Annotated in this window: 16 protein-coding genes and 1 other annotated feature; of the genes, 5 read left to right on the top strand and 11 right to left on the bottom strand. The window is 43.7% G+C overall.

Annotated elements, in window-relative coordinates:
• Position 1 precedes the first annotated feature (1 nt).
• The 3 genes from thrB to thrL all read right to left on the bottom strand — a co-directional run bounded on the left by thrB (position 2) and on the right by thrL (position 3,547).
• On the bottom strand, positions 2 to 952 hold the full coding sequence (gene thrB, locus C5470_RS01205; protein ID WP_152963519.1) for a homoserine kinase: 951 nt from the start codon (positions 950 to 952) through the stop codon (positions 2 to 4).
• The gene (gene thrA / locus C5470_RS01200) at positions 934 to 3,393 is read right to left on the bottom strand and encodes a bifunctional aspartate kinase/homoserine dehydrogenase I (RefSeq protein WP_166285266.1); all 2,460 of its coding nucleotides are present in this window, start codon (positions 3,391 to 3,393) and stop codon (positions 934 to 936) included. The genes thrB and thrA overlap by 19 nt, the downstream gene beginning before the upstream one ends.
• Positions 3,394 to 3,418: 25 nt before the next feature.
• Positions 3,419 to 3,540 (bottom strand) — a sequence feature (Thr leader region).
• Complete coding sequence (thrL, locus tag C5470_RS23520) at positions 3,479 to 3,547, bottom strand: thr operon leader peptide (protein ID WP_146110721.1); 69 nt, start codon at positions 3,545 to 3,547, stop codon at positions 3,479 to 3,481. It overlaps the preceding feature by 62 nt.
• Positions 3,548 to 4,204: 657 nt before the next feature.
• On the opposite strand from thrL, the gene arcA reads away from it, so the two are divergent.
• Positions 4,205 to 4,921 carry a two-component system response regulator ArcA gene (gene arcA, locus C5470_RS01190; RefSeq protein ID WP_166285264.1) on the top strand — a complete coding sequence of 239 codons (717 nt, stop codon included), beginning with the start codon at positions 4,205 to 4,207 and terminating at the stop codon, positions 4,919 to 4,921.
• 68 nt (positions 4,922 to 4,989) lie between these two features.
• On the opposite strand, the gene creA is transcribed toward arcA, so the two are convergent.
• A complete protein-coding gene (gene creA, locus C5470_RS01185) occupies positions 4,990 to 5,475 on the bottom strand; it encodes a protein CreA (RefSeq protein ID WP_166285262.1) in 486 nt (161 codons plus the stop codon).
• Positions 5,476 to 5,855: 380 nt separating this feature from the next.
• On the opposite strand from creA, the gene robA reads away from it, so the two are divergent.
• Complete coding sequence (gene robA / locus C5470_RS01180; protein WP_133816354.1) at positions 5,856 to 6,731, top strand: MDR efflux pump AcrAB transcriptional activator RobA; 876 nt, start codon at positions 5,856 to 5,858, stop codon at positions 6,729 to 6,731.
• Here robA and gpmB read toward each other — a convergent pair.
• Positions 6,728 to 7,375: a 2,3-diphosphoglycerate-dependent phosphoglycerate mutase GpmB gene (gene gpmB, locus C5470_RS01175; RefSeq protein WP_166285260.1), complete on the bottom strand. Its 648-nt coding sequence runs from the start codon at positions 7,373 to 7,375 to the stop codon at positions 6,728 to 6,730. The genes robA and gpmB overlap by 4 nt on opposite strands.
• 54 nt (positions 7,376 to 7,429) lie before the next feature.
• Here gpmB and yjjX point away from each other — a divergent pair, with 54 nt between their 5' ends.
• The gene (gene yjjX / locus C5470_RS01170; protein WP_021326493.1) at positions 7,430 to 7,960 is read left to right on the top strand and encodes an inosine/xanthosine triphosphatase; all 531 of its coding nucleotides are present in this window, start codon (positions 7,430 to 7,432) and stop codon (positions 7,958 to 7,960) included.
• A 34-nt stretch (positions 7,961 to 7,994) separates the two neighbouring features.
• Here yjjX and trpR read toward each other — a convergent pair whose 3' ends face one another.
• Both trpR and sltY read right to left on the bottom strand, forming a co-directional pair.
• A complete protein-coding gene (gene trpR / locus C5470_RS01165) occupies positions 7,995 to 8,315 on the bottom strand; it encodes a trp operon repressor (protein ID WP_166285258.1) in 321 nt (106 codons plus the stop codon).
• Positions 8,316 to 8,374: 59 nt separating this feature from the next.
• A complete protein-coding gene (gene sltY, locus C5470_RS01160; RefSeq protein ID WP_166285256.1) occupies positions 8,375 to 10,291 on the bottom strand; it encodes a murein transglycosylase in 1,917 nt (638 codons plus the stop codon).
• Positions 10,292 to 10,670: 379 nt separating this feature from the next.
• Here sltY and ettA point away from each other — a divergent pair, with 379 nt between their 5' ends.
• Positions 10,671 to 12,338, top strand: coding sequence for an energy-dependent translational throttle protein EttA (gene ettA, locus C5470_RS01155; RefSeq protein WP_166285254.1), 1,668 nt, complete (start codon positions 10,671 to 10,673; stop codon positions 12,336 to 12,338).
• A gap of 38 nt (positions 12,339 to 12,376) precedes the next feature.
• On the opposite strand, the gene C5470_RS01150 is transcribed toward ettA, so the two are convergent.
• The 4 genes from C5470_RS01150 to serB form a co-directional block, all read right to left on the bottom strand.
• A complete protein-coding gene (locus C5470_RS01150) occupies positions 12,377 to 13,156 on the bottom strand; it encodes an ABC transporter ATP-binding protein (protein ID WP_241826102.1) in 780 nt (259 codons plus the stop codon).
• 635 nt (positions 13,157 to 13,791) lie between these two features.
• Positions 13,792 to 15,039 carry a multifunctional transcriptional regulator/nicotinamide-nucleotide adenylyltransferase/ribosylnicotinamide kinase NadR gene (gene nadR, locus C5470_RS01145; RefSeq protein ID WP_166285252.1) on the bottom strand — a complete coding sequence of 416 codons (1,248 nt, stop codon included), beginning with the start codon at positions 15,037 to 15,039 and terminating at the stop codon, positions 13,792 to 13,794.
• A 12-nt stretch (positions 15,040 to 15,051) separates the two neighbouring features.
• A complete protein-coding gene (radA, locus tag C5470_RS01140) occupies positions 15,052 to 16,434 on the bottom strand; it encodes a DNA repair protein RadA (RefSeq protein WP_166285250.1) in 1,383 nt (460 codons plus the stop codon).
• Between the two features lie 24 nt (positions 16,435 to 16,458).
• Positions 16,459 to 17,436 carry a phosphoserine phosphatase gene (gene serB, locus C5470_RS01135; RefSeq protein WP_036843877.1) on the bottom strand — a complete coding sequence of 326 codons (978 nt, stop codon included), beginning with the start codon at positions 17,434 to 17,436 and terminating at the stop codon, positions 16,459 to 16,461.
• Between the two features lie 116 nt (positions 17,437 to 17,552).
• On the opposite strand from serB, the gene C5470_RS01130 reads away from it, so the two are divergent.
• A complete protein-coding gene (locus C5470_RS01130; protein ID WP_166285248.1) occupies positions 17,553 to 18,191 on the top strand; it encodes a YtjB family periplasmic protein in 639 nt (212 codons plus the stop codon).
• Positions 18,192 to 18,336: the final 145 nt, after the last annotated feature.

Raw genomic sequence — 18,336 nt, 5'->3', positions numbered from 1 at the left:
GTTACCCTATCTGTCGTGCGCCTGCAAGATCCAGACGGCAAATGTGTACAAAACCTTCATCATTCTGAACATAATGCTGTTGCAGCCACTGCGCCATTTTCTCTGCGGTAGTCATATCATTACAAATGGAAAACAACGTCGGGCCGGAACCAGAAATACCACAGGTCAACGCACCTATCGCTTTTGCTGCCTCACGGGCCTCGGTAAAACCCGGGAGCAGTTGCGTCCGATACGGTTCAGCAACCACATCTTTCATCAATCTGGCTGCCAATTCTGGCTGCCGTGTATGGCAAGCATGAATAAAACCAGCCAGAAAACGTCCGTGGTCGATAACATCCTGTTTCGAATATTTTGCCGGTAAAATGGCTCTGGCTTCCGCAGTGGAAACGTTGATTCCCGGATAGACCATCACCCATAGCCACTCATCAAATGACGGTACCGGCTGACAGATAATGTCCTCCTGTTCCATAATCAATTGCAAACCACCAAGGTAGCATGGAGCGACATTATCATAGTGAATGCTGCCGGAAATACGCCCTTCCAGTTGCCCCATCATTTCCAGTAATTGGTGTTCACTGAATGGGTGCCCCGTAAATTCGTTCAGCGCCATCAAGCCCGCCACAACCGAACACGCGCTGGAGCCAAGACCAGAACCAATTGGCATATTCTTTTCCAGCGTCATTTCCACGGGTAATTGTTTACCTAAATGCTGGCAAAACAGCTGCCAGCACTGATACACGATATTGTACTCCGGCTCCGCAGGTAACTTTCCGACAAACCGTCCTTCATTACGCAAGCTAAAACTCTCCGCAGCCCGGACAGTAACACAGTCACCTAATAAAGTACCATCAACAGGAGAGACCGCTGCTCCCAGCACATCAAACCCAACACTGACATTCCCGATAGATGCGGGCGCATAGACTTTAACCACAATTAAACTCCCTGTTTCCAAGATAAAGTACGCAACATATCTGCGAAAACACCTGCGGCAGTGACATCATTACCTGCCCCGTAACCCCGCAGTACCAACGGTATTGGTTGGTAGTAACGCGTATAGAATGCCAGCGCATTTTCGCCATTTTTAACTTTATAAAGCGGATCATTACCATCCACCGCGGAGATTTTCACTCTGCACCGGCCATTTTCAATCATACCAACATAGCGCAACACTTTTCCTTGTTCCTTCGCTTCTGCCACACGCTGGCTGAAAACTTGATCAAGAAAGGGCAAATGTTCAAGGAAAGTATCCACACTACCGCTACTATCAAAAGAGGCTGGCAGCACAGGCTCCACATCAATATCCCCCAGTTCAAGTTCATAACCTGATTCACGAGCAAGGATCAATAGCTTACGGGCAACATCCATACCGGAGAGATCATCACGAGGATCCGGTTCGGTATAGCCTTTCTCTTTCGCCAGTAAAGTCGCCTGAGATAATGACATCCCTTCATCCAACATACCAAAAATGAAAGAGAGAGAACCGGAAAGAATACCATTGAACTGCACCAGTTCATCACCCGCGTTAAGCAGGTTTTGTAAGTTCTCAATAACCGGCAAACCCGCACCCACATTGGTGTCATACAAAAATTTACGTTTAGATTTCTCTGCTGCCTTACGGATCTGACGATAATAAGCCATTGACGAAGTATTGGCTTTTTTATTCGGCGTTACCACGTTGAAACCATCACTCAGGAAACTGGCATATTGGTCAGCAATTTGCTGACTGGAGGTACAATCGACTATCACCGGATTAAGCAAATGGTACTCTTTCTCCAGGCGAATTAGACGGCTTAGGCTAAATGGCTCTTTGGCCTCAGATAAACATTGCTGCCAGTTATCAAGACAAATACCTCTCATATCCGTCAGCATAGCTCGTGAATTGGCGATACCACATACCCGTAAATCAATGTGCTTTTGTTTCAGCCAGGTTTGCTGACGACGGATCTGCTCAAGTAAAACACTGCCAACACCACCAACACCAACAACAAAGAGCTCGATCACCTGATCGGTATTAAATAACATCTGATGACACAGACGAACCGCTGTCGTTGCCATTTCATTGTCGATAACCGCAGAGATAGAACGTTCAGACGATCCCTGTGCGATGGCGACGATATTGATATTACCGCGAGCCAGTGCGGAGAAGAAACGGGCAGAGATGCCACGTAAGGTACGCATACCATCACCCACAACAGAGATAATGGAAAGATTTTCCATCACATCCAGAGGATCAAGAACACCCTCTTTCAGCTCGAGATAGAATTCCTCACTCAACGCCTGACGAGCACGTTCCAATTCACGTTGAGGGACACAGAAGCTGATGCTGTATTCTGAAGATGACTGAGTAATCAGCACGACAGAAATCCCTTTGCGGGACATAACAGCAAATACCCTTGCGGCCATACCAACCATCCCTTTCATACCGGGGCCTGATACGTTGATCATTGCCATATTGCTCAGGTTGGTAATCCCTTTCACCGGCGTACTTTCATCTTTCTGTCCGTCACCAATAAGTGTTCCCGGTGCCTCTGGATTGGCTGTATTTTTAATCAAACAAGGGATCTGGAATTGGGCAATCGGGGCAATAGTCCGTGGATGAAGCACTTTAGCACCGAAATAAGAGAGTTCCATCGCTTCCTGATAGGACATGCCTTTTAATAGCCGAGCATCCGGTACAACTCTGGGATCACAGGTATAAACGCCATCCACATCTGTCCAGATTTCGCAGCATTCAGTCCGCAAACAAGCAGCCAAAACAGCAGCAGAATAGTCAGAACCATTCCGACCCAGAACAACCAACTCCCCTTTATCATTGCCGGCAGTAAATCCAGCCATCAGGACAATATGGTCATCAGGAATATTCAGAGAAGAAATACGCTTGGTAGACTCATTAATATCTACTGTAGATTCAAGGTAATGACCTTGTGCCAATAGATTTTTTACCGGATCAATCACCGTGACTTTGTGACCACGTGCCTGCAATACAGACTCCATGATTGCGATAGAGAGTTTTTCACCACGACAAATCAGTGAAGCGTTAATACTGTCCGGGCATTGACCCAATAATGAAATACCATGCAAAACCTGTTTCAATTGAGCAAATTCTTGCTCCACCACCATTTTTAACCGCTCATAATTAAAACCGAGTTGTGCTTGCGCCAACCCTTGCAATAAATCAGCAAAGATCCGCTCTGCATCGTGCATATGGGTAATAACATCTTGCCCAGCCACCGTTTTTTCGATCATCGCCACTAGATGGTTGGTAATTTTTGCCGGGGCAGAAAGCACTAACGCAACCCCTCCCTGAGAAAGTTTTTTCTCTGCAATATCGGCGACGCTCTGCACACGCTGGCAATTAGCGACCGAAGTTCCTCCAAATTTAAGCACTCGCATTAACATTTTTCTCCTGATTTTGCGCCAAAAAAAAGCCCGCATCTGATTTGGATGCGGGCTTTTCTCTCTATCTTTAATATATGCGTCAGCCCGCCCCGTAACCTGTGGTTCCGGTGGTGATAATAATTGTTGTTTTCAGGCTGATAGTTTGCATAGGTTCCTGTCTGTCATTTAATTGGTTCGACCCTATACTGGTTAAATGAATTCGCTCAAAAAGTCAAACATTTTATCTAAATAATCTTATGTTTTTGATATTTTTCCCATTGGAATAATTCATTTCATAGTCATCAATACCAACAAATATATCTTACTGAACGTAATATTTTAGTTGTTAAATCTATTTTTAACAAAATTAACAATATGTTTTATCTTTTAGTAAAAATCAGTTATTTTTGTTCGCCAACAAGCTTATTGCGGATTATTTTTTGCCCAACAACACTCGGTGCGTTAACAGGAATTTGTCATTTCCCTGACATAGTACAAAGTATAAAATAACAAATATAAATAATATTAACGTGCTACAATCAATTTTGATGTACGTCAATAAAAGGTCGTTTTTTTAGATGGTAAATACATTGCAAGCTGTTATATTGCTGTTAATAGACTAACATAACACTGTTTAGCTAGTTTTTTCGGGTATATGCCCACAAAGGAAAAACAACTTTTACTTTCAGTGTAAAACATATCAATAAATGTTATTACTGACTTAAGCTATAATTTCAGTGATGACAAACAATAACCAGTAAATATCCTGAGATAAGAGTAGTTTGAGTCATTCTGATTTTATTTTAAGCGATTCTAGGTAGCAACCATGCAAACCCCGCACATTTTGATTGTTGAAGACGAGATTGTCACTCGCAATACCCTAAAAAGCATTTTCGAAGCTGAAGGGTATATCGTTTATGAAGCCACCGATGGTTCAGAAATGCACCATATTCTGTCAGACAATGACATTAACCTGGTGATTATGGATATTAATCTTCCAGGCAAAAATGGCTTGTTACTTGCCCGCGAATTGCGTGAGCAAGCGAATGTTGCTTTGATGTTCCTGACCGGCCGTGATAATGAGGTAGACAAGATCCTTGGGTTAGAAATTGGTGCGGATGATTACATCACCAAACCCTTTAACCCACGTGAATTAACTATTCGGGCCCGCAACCTGCTTTCCCGTACCATGAATCTGAGTAATCTCAGCGAGGAACGCCGCCAGGTTGAGAGCTACAAATTCAATGGCTGGGAATTGGATATCAATAGCCGTTCTCTGATCAGCCCTGCTGGTGAGCAATACAAATTGCCGCGCAGTGAGTTCCGCGCCATGCTTCATTTCTGTGAAAATCCGGGCAAGATCCAGACTCGCGCAGAATTACTGAAAAAGATGACAGGCCGTGAACTGAAACCCCATGACCGTACTGTTGATGTGACTATCCGGCGTATCCGTAAACATTTCGAATCTAACCCAGATACGATGGAAATTATCGCCACCATTCACGGTGAAGGTTATCGTTTCTGCGGTGATTTAGAAGCGTAATGTGACTTATCGATAAATCTAAAATAAATGACAGGATGGGATATCCATGAGGAACCCCATCCTGCCTCTCAATTTTCCACAACTTTCCACGGCATGATAGGTACAGCGCTGATCGCATTCTTCGGTGAACCATCAATCATTTTGTCAGAATAAGTCAGATAGACTAATGCATTACGGTTGACATCGTAGAAACGAACAACCTGAAGTTTTTTAAACACCAGTGAAGTGCGTTTCTGGAAAACAATCTGACCTTTCTTACTACCCTTTTTAATCTTATCCGTCAGCTCAATCGATCCGACCTGCTGGCAGGAAATAGCCGCATCCGCGGTATCTTCCGCAAGCCCCAATCCCCCTTTTATTCCACCTGTTTTTGCTCTACTCAGGTAGCATGTCACATTTTTAACATCTGGATCATCAAACGCTTCCACTACAATTTTGTGATCTGGCCCTATAAATTTAAAAACAGTGTCCACCGAGCCAATTTCTTCAGCCTGAGTAGCCAAAGGTACGAACAACAATGTAGTTGCTACTAATATCTTTATGATTTTTAACATATATAATCTCACACCTTAATTAATTAAGCCTAAAATTTCACCACAGTAATACCAAACAGTGTGGTAATACCACCAACAATAATAGTTACTCATTAATATAATTTCATAAAGTAATGAGTGAAATAATAATACGAATAAGTATCCTATTGTAAATAGAAGACTTGTCTTACACTTAGTGTTTATATCCAGTAGAATTATTGTTGAATGCTACTTTTGTCATAAATTATGAACACGAACAACACGCAGAAACCAGAAGGTACACAATATATATGAATGATTCGTTTCACCTAGTCTGCGGGCCTGTTCAAATAGCAAATAAAATAGCCTAATGGTATAGGCTCTTATATTATTCTTTCTGGTCTTAATGACTAAGGAGATGTATGGATCAAACCAGCATCATTCGTGATTTATTACGTTGGCTAGATAATCATCTGGATCAACCGTTATCACTCAACAATGTTGCAGCCAAAGCCGGTTATTCTAAATGGCACCTGCAACGTATGTTTAAAGATGTTACCGGCCAGGCTATTGGCTCCTATATCCGTGCCAGAAGGTTATCGCGGGCAGCCGTTGCTTTGCGTTTAACCAGTCGTCCTATTCTGGATATTGCTTTACAGTACAGGTTTGACTCCCAACAAACTTTCACTCGTGCATTTAAAAAACAGTTCAATAAAACTCCGGCACTTTATCGGCTCAGTGAGGAATGGTGTGCCGCCGGTATTTGTCCCCCCATCTTGCTGGATAAGAGACATATTCCCGAAGCAACATATATCACGCTGGAGGAACAACCACTGGTTGGTATAGAACAGACCTGTTCCTATACGCTGGAACAATGGTCTAGTTCTTGTACTGAAATGCGCCATAATTTCTGGACATATTATCTGCAAAATGCAGAAGTGTTACCGCCTGTGCTTTATGGCCTTCACCACGCGATTCTCAACCCAGAAAAAGAAGATGAGCAAACGGTGTTCTACACTACAGCGGTAGAACCCAAATATGCACAGTTTGATGTGGCAGGTAGCCAACCTGTTACATTGCCAGCTGGGGAGTATGTCTCATTCAGTTACTATGGCACCAAAGATGGCTTACAGGATTTCCTGTTCACCGTCTATGGTATTTGCTTGCCAATGTTAAATCTGACACGCCGAAAAGGATACGATATCGAACGCTATTATCTCACCAATACCAATGACCGGGAAAAGGAAGCAGCGAATCATATCATCGAATTTCAGTATCTCATTCCTATCCAGCACTAACGCTGTAATTCATCCAGTGCGGGCATATCAAGATGTGTGATATCGCCTGCCGTTTCCACAATCCAGCCTGATGCTAGCCACGGGCTGTGCTGATAATCCACTCTAGACAGAGAGCAATTACGCAAACGAAGACGACGTTCAGCATGTGCGGGTAATCCCAATATCGTGCTAACTAAACATCCCAAAGCGATTCCATGACTGACCAGTAACGGCCGGCTACCACTAGGCAAATGACGGCAAGTCTCCAGCGCGGCCCTCATTCGCACGGAGAGTTCCTCCATAGATTCACCTTCAGGGATGCGCCCGCCCGGTGTACCATCAAGGACTTTCTTACGCCACCTTTCTTCCTCTGAAGTCAGTGAATCAATATTTCTGCGCTCAAGCACTCCCATGTGCAATTCACGCAAACGTGGCTCCAAAACGACTTCACAACCGCAAACTTCAGCAATGATTTCCGCGGTACGGCGTGTACGCCCGAGGTCACTAGTAATAATATGGGTAATATTTTCAGACTTTACTCTTTGCGCCACTAATCTGGCCTGATATTCGCCTGTTTCGGTTAAAGGGCTGTCAGATTGTCCCTGGATACGACGTGCCGCATTCCATTCGGACTCCCCATGACGAACAAGATATACCTGTAACATTTTCATTTTCCGTTATACTGCGTAAATATTAGTTCAAAGGATAACTTATCTATTATGTATCACGTTATTGCTGCAACCACCAACCCCGCCAAAATTAAAGCCATCAGCCTAGCATTTGATGACGTTTTTGGACCAGGTGCTTACCGGATCGAAGATATCAATGTAGACAGCAGTGTCCCACAACAACCCATTGGTAACACAGAAACCCGTACCGGCGCCCGTCAGCGCGTGATGGCCGCCAGGCAGGTCCGCCCCGAAGCAGACTTTTGGGTAGGTGTGGAAGCAGGTATTGAAGATGATATGACATTTGCCTGGATGGTAGTGGAATATCAGCAAATTCGCGGAGAATCTCGCTCTGCCAGCCTGATGCTGCCAGAGAAAATTCTTGATGGTATCCGCGAAGGACGTGAATTAGGCCATGAAATGGCTTACCTCACTGGTGTTGATAACATCAAACAGAAAGGCGGTGCTATTGGCTTTTTCACTGATGGCATCCTGACTCGTACCAGTGTGTACCATCAAGCCCTAATACTCGCTTTAGTGCCTGTCCATCATGAAATTTATAAAGAACTGAATGCCCGTTAAACAGGCATTCGCCCTAGGCCGCATCGGCGGCCTGTTATTTCAGCAATTGCTCTTCTAACCACGCCTTCACATCGTTTGAAGCAAACTTTAAGCTATTAGAACCACGTGTGATAGTCGCAATTCCAACCCCAAGTTCATTTTTCAGCTCACGTTGGCTCATTTGCCCACTCATCAATTCTTTAATAATTCGTACTCTTGTAGCCAGAGCTGTCCGCTCATCAGGCGTCAATAATAACTGCAAAACCGGATGCTGTAGATTTTGCGCAAAAGCCTGTTGGAGTAACGTCACGAAGCGTTGCCAGTCTTCATTATCTTGTGGCGAAAGTGCCGGGTCTATCAGATGATTTGGGGTCATAATTAATCAGTTGTCATACTATTTAACTAGTACGGAAGCATAGCACAGTTTGCCATAAATCAGTATTGCCTTTGCCACTCTGCGTTAGTCAACACATTTAATGACTTTCCCATGAAGTTACTGTAAAAAACATCATAAGCCAAAACATTTTTGACATAACTGCGAGTTTCAGAAAACGGAATGCTTTCAATAAAGGCTATCGCATCCAACCGCCCACCACTGTCAGATAACCAACGATCCACACGGGCCGGACCCGCATTATAAGCAGCACTGGCAAGTATTCGGTTATGACCAAAACGCTGATAGACCGATTCGAGATAAGCCGTACCAATTTCGATATTCGTCAGCGGGTTCATCAACTGGCTACTGTTTACATATCCCTGAATACCATTTTGCTTAACCGTATCCACCGCCGTTCCCGGCATCACCTGCATCAAACCCATTGCACCGACTGGAGAACTGGCTTGCGGATTCCAGGCGCTTTCCTGACGGGCTATCGCCATTGCATAACTTTGAGAAATCCCCTTATCTGACGTGAAACGACTGAAATCTTGCTGCCATGCCAACGGAAAACGCTCTTCAAGATGGTCCCACATTTTCCCGGTTATTGTCGCCTGTACACTAAGAGCCGCCCATTTTTGGTTAAAAGCATAACGTGCCAACTGCTGTTGTTTTGATTTATCCTGGTTAGCAACCAAATAACTCCACTCTATGCGGGCAAGATTATCCATTTGCCAATATATTAGCTCCCTGACTCTCCTCACTTCGGACATTGAAGCAATAGTCCCATCTGGCTTTTCTGCGGTGTTAATCGTCAGTGGATAACGGATATTCAGTCTTTGCGCAGCAACCATTGGGTAAAAACCGCGACCTTCTGTCAACTTACGCAGTATCGTCTCGCCTTCTCTTTTCTTACCCTGCGCCAATAAAATATTAGCCCGCCAATAACGCCATTCCTCTTTGTTTTGGTTCTCTAATGGTAGCAACTTGATCCATTGAACCAAACCACGTTCATCAGCATGACCCAACGCCAGACGAACACGACGCTCAAGCAGTGAAACAGATTGACTATCGCGGATCACATCATCGCGCCACTTCTCTTGCTCATAGTTCACATCACCCATTAACTGCCAAGCAACAATATCTTTTAACCGCTGGCGCTCGCCATCATTCATCTTTTGCGCTCTGGCAATTGATGGAATGATAGCTCTTGCCTGCTCCGTATCTTGACGGGCAAAGCGCGAGAAAGCCGCTATGGTAGCTGCACGGGTAAAATCAGTTGGCCCGGTATTATCAGCAAAAACAGATACGGTAACAGGATCATCCTGCAACTTAATCAGGCCGTCACTAATACTTTTGTATCCCAGTGGCAATCGTTTAGCGAGGTAACTGACCAGCGAAGTATTCCCCGCTTTTAATGCGAGACTAATACGCTGTAATATCAGTTCCGCCGATAAGTAACCCGCTTGCTGCCAGACATCAAACAATTTATCGCAACTAGCAGGTAAAGAGCGCCCATTCAGCCAAATGTCTTTCGCTCCCTGCCAGGCAACCTGCTCTTCACCTGTAGCCCATTTGGCAAAATAGTAATTACAACGGGTTGTAATCGATTTCGGTGCTGTAGGGCTAAATGCCAGCAGCCCGCGCCAGTCTTCACGATGTGCAAGTTCACTGATAAAACGGGATGATAAAGAGCGTGCTGGTGGTAGATCAGGGTAGCTATCAATAAAGCCACGGATCTGTTCTGGTGTCACCAGCGCCAGATCCTGAGTCAGTTCCCGGTATTTCAGATAAGGGTAAAGAGGATAGTCTTTCAATGTTGGCATCAATCTCGCCACTTCTGCCATATCACTGGCATCCCACGCTTGCTTAATTTGCTGATATCTCTGTCGCTGATCATCCAGAGAATCAGCGTTTGCTGCGACAGGCACAAAAACCAATCCTATAGCCATCGCAAAGTGTTGCCATTTAGCCATTACCACACACTCCCCACGGAGATCAAATTGAATAGATTAATATTACAAATGTATACACATCATAATAATATAATCACCGCCACTTACCACATTAATTCATACCATGATGAAATATTTAACCGTATATACTAAACAGGTAAGTTTTTTATCCAATAAATTGATCCATCCTAACAAACTCACCCCAGAGTCATCTTATCCCGGCAATTGGATTATAGAGTTTATTAACTTAAATCGGGTAAACTGTGATAAATCGTGTTCAGATGAACATAAATAACCTAACTGGATATAATCAGATACCAACACGCCCTGTTCATGCGATTGACTTCGCAAAACAGGCATTATCATCACAACAATCAGAGATAGCGAGGCTTATAGCAACGTGGCTCAATATGTTTACAGCATGCATCGGGTCGGCAAAATTGTCCCCCCGAAGCGTCATATTCTAAAAAATATCTCCCTGAGTTTCTTTCCGGGAGCCAAAATTGGTGTTCTTGGCCTTAACGGCGCGGGCAAATCAACCTTACTGCGGATTATGGCCGGTATTGATAAAGATATCGAAGGCGAAGCCCGCCCACAGCCGGGAATTAAAATTGGCTATCTACCACAGGAGCCAAAGTTAAACCTTGAGCACACTGTCCGCGAAGCAGTGGAGGAAGCGGTTAGCGAGGTGAAACACGCGCTGACCCGTCTGGATGAAGTCTACGCAGCCTATGCTGATCCTGACGCTGATTTTGACAAACTGGCGAAAGAGCAAGGTGAGCTGGAAGCAATTATTCAGTCCCACGATGGTCATAATCTAGATAACCAGCTTGAGCGTGCAGCTGACGCGCTGCGTCTGCCGCCGTGGGATGCAAAAATTGAGCATTTATCCGGGGGTGAACGCCGCCGTGTAGCACTCTGCCGTTTACTGCTGGAAAAACCAGATATGCTGCTGCTGGATGAACCGACGAACCACCTTGACGCCGAATCCGTCGCCTGGCTGGAGCGCTTCCTGCACAATTACGAAGGTACTGTTGTTGCAATTACGCATGACCGTTACTTCCTTGATAACGTTGCCGGCTGGATTTTGGAACTTGACCGTGGTGAAGGTATTCCATGGGAAGGTAACTACTCTTCATGGCTGGAGCAGAAAGACGCCCGCCTGGCTCAGGAAGCATCAACAGAAGCCGCCCGCCGTAAATCTATTGAGAAAGAGTTAGAATGGGTTCGCCAAAATCCAAAAGGCCGTCAGGCAAAAGGTAAAGCACGTCTGGCCCGGTTTGAAGAATTAAACAACGTTGAATACCAGAAACGCAACGAAACCAGTGAACTGTTTATCCCACCTGGGCCACGCCTGGGCGACAAAGTTCTGGAAGTGGAAAATCTGACCAAATCCTATGGCGACCGGGTGCTTATCGACAATCTGAACTTCTCTCTGCCAAAAGGGGCCATTGTCGGGATTATCGGGCCTAACGGTGCAGGTAAATCCACCCTGTTCCGTATGCTTTCCAACCAAGAACAACCCGATTCTGGTACTATCACATTAGGTGAAACTGTCAAACTGGCCTCTGTAGATCAGTTCCGTGACAATATGGATGATAAGAAAACCGTCTGGGAAGAGATTTCCGGCGGTCAGGATATCATGCGTATCGGCAACTTCGAGCTGCCAAGCCGGGCTTATGTTGGTCGTTTCAACTTCAAAGGTGTTGATCAGGGTAAACGTGTCGGTGAACTGTCTGGTGGTGAAAGAGGCCGGCTACATTTGGCTAAACTGCTGCAAGTTGGCGGTAACATGCTGCTACTCGACGAACCAACCAACGACCTGGACATTGAAACCCTGCGTGCACTGGAAAACGCCCTATTGGAGTTCCCAGGTTGTGCAATGGTTATTTCCCATGATCGTTGGTTCCTTGACCGTATCGCAACCCACATCATTGATTATCAGGATGAGGGTAAAGTGACTTTCTTTGAAGGTAACTTTAGTGAATACGAAGACTATAAAAAGCGGACTCTTGGTGCCGAAGCGCTAGAACCGCATCGCATTAAATATAAGAGAATCAGCAAATAATCATATTGAAAATGGCCTGATAACAGGCCATTTTTCTCTCAATTATTTGCATATAAGCTCGTAGTTTTATTCATTATGCTATGTGTTAGATAAGTATCATGAATAATTTTTCCTTCTTTCAACGTAATAATACGATCTGCATGCCTAATAAGCCTATTATCCTGTGAAGCCACAATAACCGTTCCTCTTTGGTTATGAGCAATAAAACTTAAGATATCAATAGCTACCTGACAGTCATAATTATCAAGATAACTGGTTGGCTCGTCAGCAAACAAATACAAGGGGCTTTTCACAATAGCTCTGGCTATTGCTACCCGTTGTTTTTCATTATCATGTAATTCATTGGGATATATATCTTTCTTGTGTTTCAGACCAACAATATTGAGTGCCTTAGTTGCCCTGATCATGGCTTCCCGATGAGAAGCTGTGATTCCACAGGACAGAGATAATAGCAAATTATCCAGGACCGTAAGTTCATTAGATAAATTAATTCTTTGAAAGATAAAACCACAATTCATCAAATGAAATCTATCTAATTCGCTGTTATTCAGTTTACCCAATTCTTTGTTAGCAATTAATATTTTTCCTCTATCAAGACGCAATAACCCAGAAATCGTTGCCAGGAAAGTACTTTTTCCCGAACGGAGATCCCCAGTAACTAAAGTAAATTCACCTGGAAAAATAGAAAGAGTGATGTCTGAAATCATTTTCTGGTTAACTTTACTGTTAGAAAAACCACATGAAATATCAATGGCTTCAATCGTAGCAATTTGATTCAAATTCATTATCTCAGCATAATAGTGTAAGAAATCTGGCATTATCAGTAACACTTGCAGCCAGAGCAATCCGTAAAAATACAGATATTCATCATTATAAGATTACACAAACGAGGGGAAATCATATAAGAAATATTTCAACTAAAAGTATATCAATATTTCTACCAGTGACTATTTCAAATGGCTATCTGTATGCTAAAATTAAAATTTTACTAAACAAGATCAACCCATTCCTATCAACCACTCATTAACAACAGGCCATTATCTTGTTAGTTCAAATACAAAAATAACATCAGAAAAATAATTTTTTATATATAAAAACACCTTAATATCATAACAACAAGTTAAAATTAATATTTAATTCCCATATAACAACGATATATAGAAAATCTAAATTTTTAATAAAAAAACCAACCTTATCTTATTCGAAAATAAATCACAAACATAAAAATTTTTATTTATAAATCAACATGGAAGTATTTAATTATTAATTTTGTTTTTATTCAAGAAATAAATAATCAATAGAAGTATCAAAAATGTTAATAGCCATTATATATTTTATTACTTATAAGTAATAAAAACATCCAACCACAATTCATATTGTGGTTAGATATACATCGAATATATTTATTAATTTATCATATAAAATATTATATATGAATCTAATTATAAATGATTCAACTAACGTGTTGCTTAGGATTCACAGCTAAAAGTTGCTGAATTAGCTCTATACAATGCAGAAAACGCTGATCATAATCTGGTGAATTCACATTTATATATTCAATATTGTTATCTTTCAGCATATTTTCCAACAATTGCTGGAACGCTTTACGATCCTGCTCGCTGCCAAGGCTACGCAAACCATCAGAAACCCAAGGTGTGTTGTTTTCCAATAAAATAACCAAATCAAATCGGTATTCATCAATTAATGCCTGAACAAATGGGTGCTCACGTCCTTCATACCGCTTACAGAATGCCTGAGTAGTCACGAAATCAGTATCGACAAATGCGACTTTATTCGCATATTTTACTGCGAAATCAATATATTGAGCCTGCCCCAACGCAATTTTGTCATAGTCCGAATATTGCAGCGCCATCTCATCGCCTCCCAAATGAGAAAAAACATAATCACGACCATATTCCCAGGCACTGGTAGTATTAAAAATATTTGCCAATTTGTTAACCAATGTGGATTTACCACTGGATTCCCCACCGAGAATCGCTACAGTACGCACAAAGAAAGGCTTTACTTCCGTAGGGATATATTCCCAATGGCGGAATGGATCTTGACGAATATGCCGACCACTGATCTTCATAAATGAGCGCTGTGGATCGATAAGAATAGTCTCAATTCCCAATTGCTCTTTATAACGGGGAGCATCCTGAGCTTCACTGGAATAAATATAACTTGGATTAATCCCTTTTTTTGACATAAAGGCTTTCATCCCTCTACTCCACACATCCCAACCATGTGGATATGGTTCAATTCCCTGTTCATCGAAAGAATGAATATGAATATTTTTCTGATACTTAAACGTCTGAAGTAACCAGCGCAGACGATCACTGACCGTCGGTTGCTGCGACATAGAGCTGCTCATAAACAACGCTCTATCTCTGGGCTCATCATGGCAAAGGATGATATGCAACTCATCCACCTGACTACAAGCCCGTTGGATCAGATAGATATGCCCGGTATGCAATGGATAGAACTTACCGAATATCACCCCAACCGTTTTATTCTGCACAGGATATTGCACCCCCAAATAGTTATGGAGAGATGCCAGTTTTTGCGCGCTGGGACTTTTGATTTTGTCATTAATTAACTGGCTGAGATAACCTTTGGTCATACCGCTTGCATCAGCAACTTGTTGCAACGTACAACCCGTTTGTTTAATCGCTTCTCTAAGGTAGTCAAATTGACCCATATCTCCTCCCGTTTAATCAAGATCTTCCATAACAGATAACGCATCTGACAACTTTTTCACACCAAAAACTTTCATCCCTGGCAGCTCTTTTTTCGGCATATTGGCATAAGGCACTATCGCCCGTTTGAAACCATGTTTAGCCGCTTCTGATATCCTTTCCTGCCCACTGGGTACAGGACGGATTTCACCGGCCAGCCCCACTTCACCAAAGACAACCAAATCGCGCGGCAGAGGCCGATCGCGAAAACTGGAGACTAAAGAGAGAAGTAAAGCGAGATCTACACTGGTTTCCGCGACCTTAACCCCACCAACCACATTGACAAACACATCCTGATCGGACATTTGCAAGCCACCGTGACGATGAAGAACCGCCAACAAAATAGCCAACCGGTTTTGCTCCAAACCCACAGCCACCCGGCGTGGGTTGGTCATCATCGAATGATCCACCAGCGCTTGAATCTCCACCAACAGAGGACGAGTTCCCTCCCACACCACCATGACGGAACTACCCGCCGTAATTTCATCGCCACGGCTAAGGAAAATCGCTGATGGGTTACTGACTTCGCGCAATCCCTGCTCTGTCATGGCAAACACCCCAAGCTCATTGACAGCACCAAAACGGTTTTTATGACTGCGTAAAGTACGAAAGCGGGAATCCGCTTCACCATCAAGCATCACTGAACAGTCAATACAGTGTTCCAACACTTTCGGCCCCGCCAGCGAGCCATCCTTGGTGACATGACCTACCATAACAATGGCCACACCGCGGGTTTTGGCAAATCGGGTAAGATAAGCGGCTGTTTCCCTGACCTGAGCGACACTCCCCGGAGAAGATTGAATATCCGCCATATGCATCACCTGGATGGAGTCAATCACCATCAGTTTTGGCTGCTCCTGCTCCGCAATCAGACAAATCTGTTCAATACTTGTTTCTGACAGCATATTCAGATTATCAACCGGCAACCCCAACCGGTGCGCACGCATCGCAACCTGCTGTAATGACTCCTCTCCGGTGACATATAAGGTTTTCATCTGTGCAGACAGCTGGCACATCGTCTGCAACAATAAGGTACTTTTCCCTGCGCCGGGATTCCCTCCAATCAGAATCGCGCTACCGGGCACAACACCACCGCCAAGAACCCGATCGAACTCTTTGAATCCAGTGGAAAAACGGGGAAGTTCTTCCAGACTAATCTCTGATAATTTCTGAACCCTGCTGACACCAACATCTCCCGCATAACCACTAAACCTGTCATTACGAGAGGAAGGTGCTGCGGCTAAACGCACCTCAGTAATGGTATTCCAGGCATGACATGCACTACATTGCCCCTGCCAGCGCGGATAATCCGCCCCACACTCATTACAGACAAACGCCCGTTTTGCTGCTTTCGCCACTCTGTACTCCCTAAAACGACTTTATTAACGTTCTTCGTGTTTAAGACCGCCACTTAACACACACAGTACTCCCATTAGATCAGCATGACGAATTGTCACTTTCGACTGTGCATAAACTTTCGGTTTAGCATGATAAGCAACACCCAGCCCCGCTTTGCGAATCATTTTCAGATCATTGGCACCATCCCCAATAGCGATTGTTTGTTCCAACGGGATATCCCATTTTTTCGCCAGCTTCATCAATGTGGCAGCCTTATATTTAGCATCAACAATTGGCCCGATAACCTTACCTGTTAACTTGCTGTTTTTGACTTCTAACTGGTTTGCTACCGCAGCAACTAAACGTAAATTCTGGCGCAAATGGTCGGCAAAATAGGTAAACCCCCCCGATGCGATTGCCACATGCCAATCAAAAGATTGTAACTTACGTACCAAACTGGTCAGCCCCGGCATAAGCGGCAAATCTTGAACAACCTGCCGCAAAATATCAGCATCAGCCCCTGCAAGTTGAGCAACCCGCTCCCGCAGGCTATCAGAAAAATCCAGTTCTCCTTGCATTGCCCGCTCGGTAATTTCGGCTACTTGGTCACCTACGCCGGCCAAACGGGCAATTTCATCAATACATTCAATTTGAATTGCCGTTGAATCCATATCCATCACCAGCAAACCGGGTGAGCGCAACCGAGGGATCTGCCCCAAAGGAACCACATCCAACCGGCACTCATCAGCCAGCCTCTTAATACGCGAAGTCAAACTTCCGGCAATACGTACCACCTGATAATCATCAATACGCCATGAAGAGACGATGACAATAGCAGCACCAAGCCGGTGCTGAAAATTACTGATGCGTTGTTTATCCAGGCCACGGCCGTATATCAACCAGCCACTGTCACCCGCCCGGTAATCCAATGGCATCACCTCCTCCCCACTTAACGAAAGTGGTAATCCCGGCCACTTATGGACCTCTTCCGGCAAATAGCGATAAGCCAGGTTATTAGACATTAATCCCTACTCCTGTAATCCCACATGACTCTGGCAGCAAAAAATTGCATTTCAAACTATCCTCCCTATATTGCATCTGGCAACATTGAGTTGACCAACGCCTGGAAGAAATAACCATGACCAAAGCTAAATTAAAATTTCGACTGCATAAAACAGCTATTATATTGATTTGTATTGCTTTATTAGTATTTCTAATGCAGGGCGTTTCTTATTTTAGCCGTTCTCACCAACAGGCCCAGATGGATCAATTTGAGGAATTGGCGAAAACCCTGGCAAAACAAGTCGCATTCAGCTTATCCGATTATATGGAGAGTGGCAGCAAAGATCTTAATAATGAACAGATACTGGCTAATTTGCACTACCTGACCAAAAACAGCCGCATACTTGACGCCAGTGTCTATCTTAACAATGGGACGCAGGTTGCCCACAGCGGAGAAAATGTATCGGTGCGGGATCGCTTATCTCTGGATGGTAAAAAAGCCGGCAGCTATTTTAACCACCAGATAGTCGTTCCCATTCCAGGAAAAGAGGAACCAAAAGGTTTTCTGCGCCTGACACTGGATACACACAAACTGGCGACAGAATCCAAACAGGTGGACAACACCACCAACCTACTCAGGATCATGATCTTACTGGCTTTAGCAATTGGTTTTATTATGGCGCATAACCTGTTGCAATTAACACCCAGCCGCTGGCAGCAGTCGCCTTATTTGTTGACAGCCAACAGCAAATCAAACAAGAAAGAAAAAGAATAAATTAAAATATCTGACTGCCATCTCTCAACCAGTAAGAGCTTATTTTTTGGTAAATATACTGAAGAATAAGCATCCTATTTATGATAAGAAAAATAAAACCCCTCACCATTTAATACCAAAAACAATAATTCCAATAATTATATAA

Origin of the sequence: Photorhabdus stackebrandtii (genome assembly GCF_011189495.1) — a bacterium.
Lineage (GTDB): Bacteria > Pseudomonadota > Gammaproteobacteria > Enterobacterales > Enterobacteriaceae > Photorhabdus > Photorhabdus khanii.
Note: the sequence above shows the minus strand (reverse complement) of the source record. Positions and strands in the feature narration are given on the sequence as shown.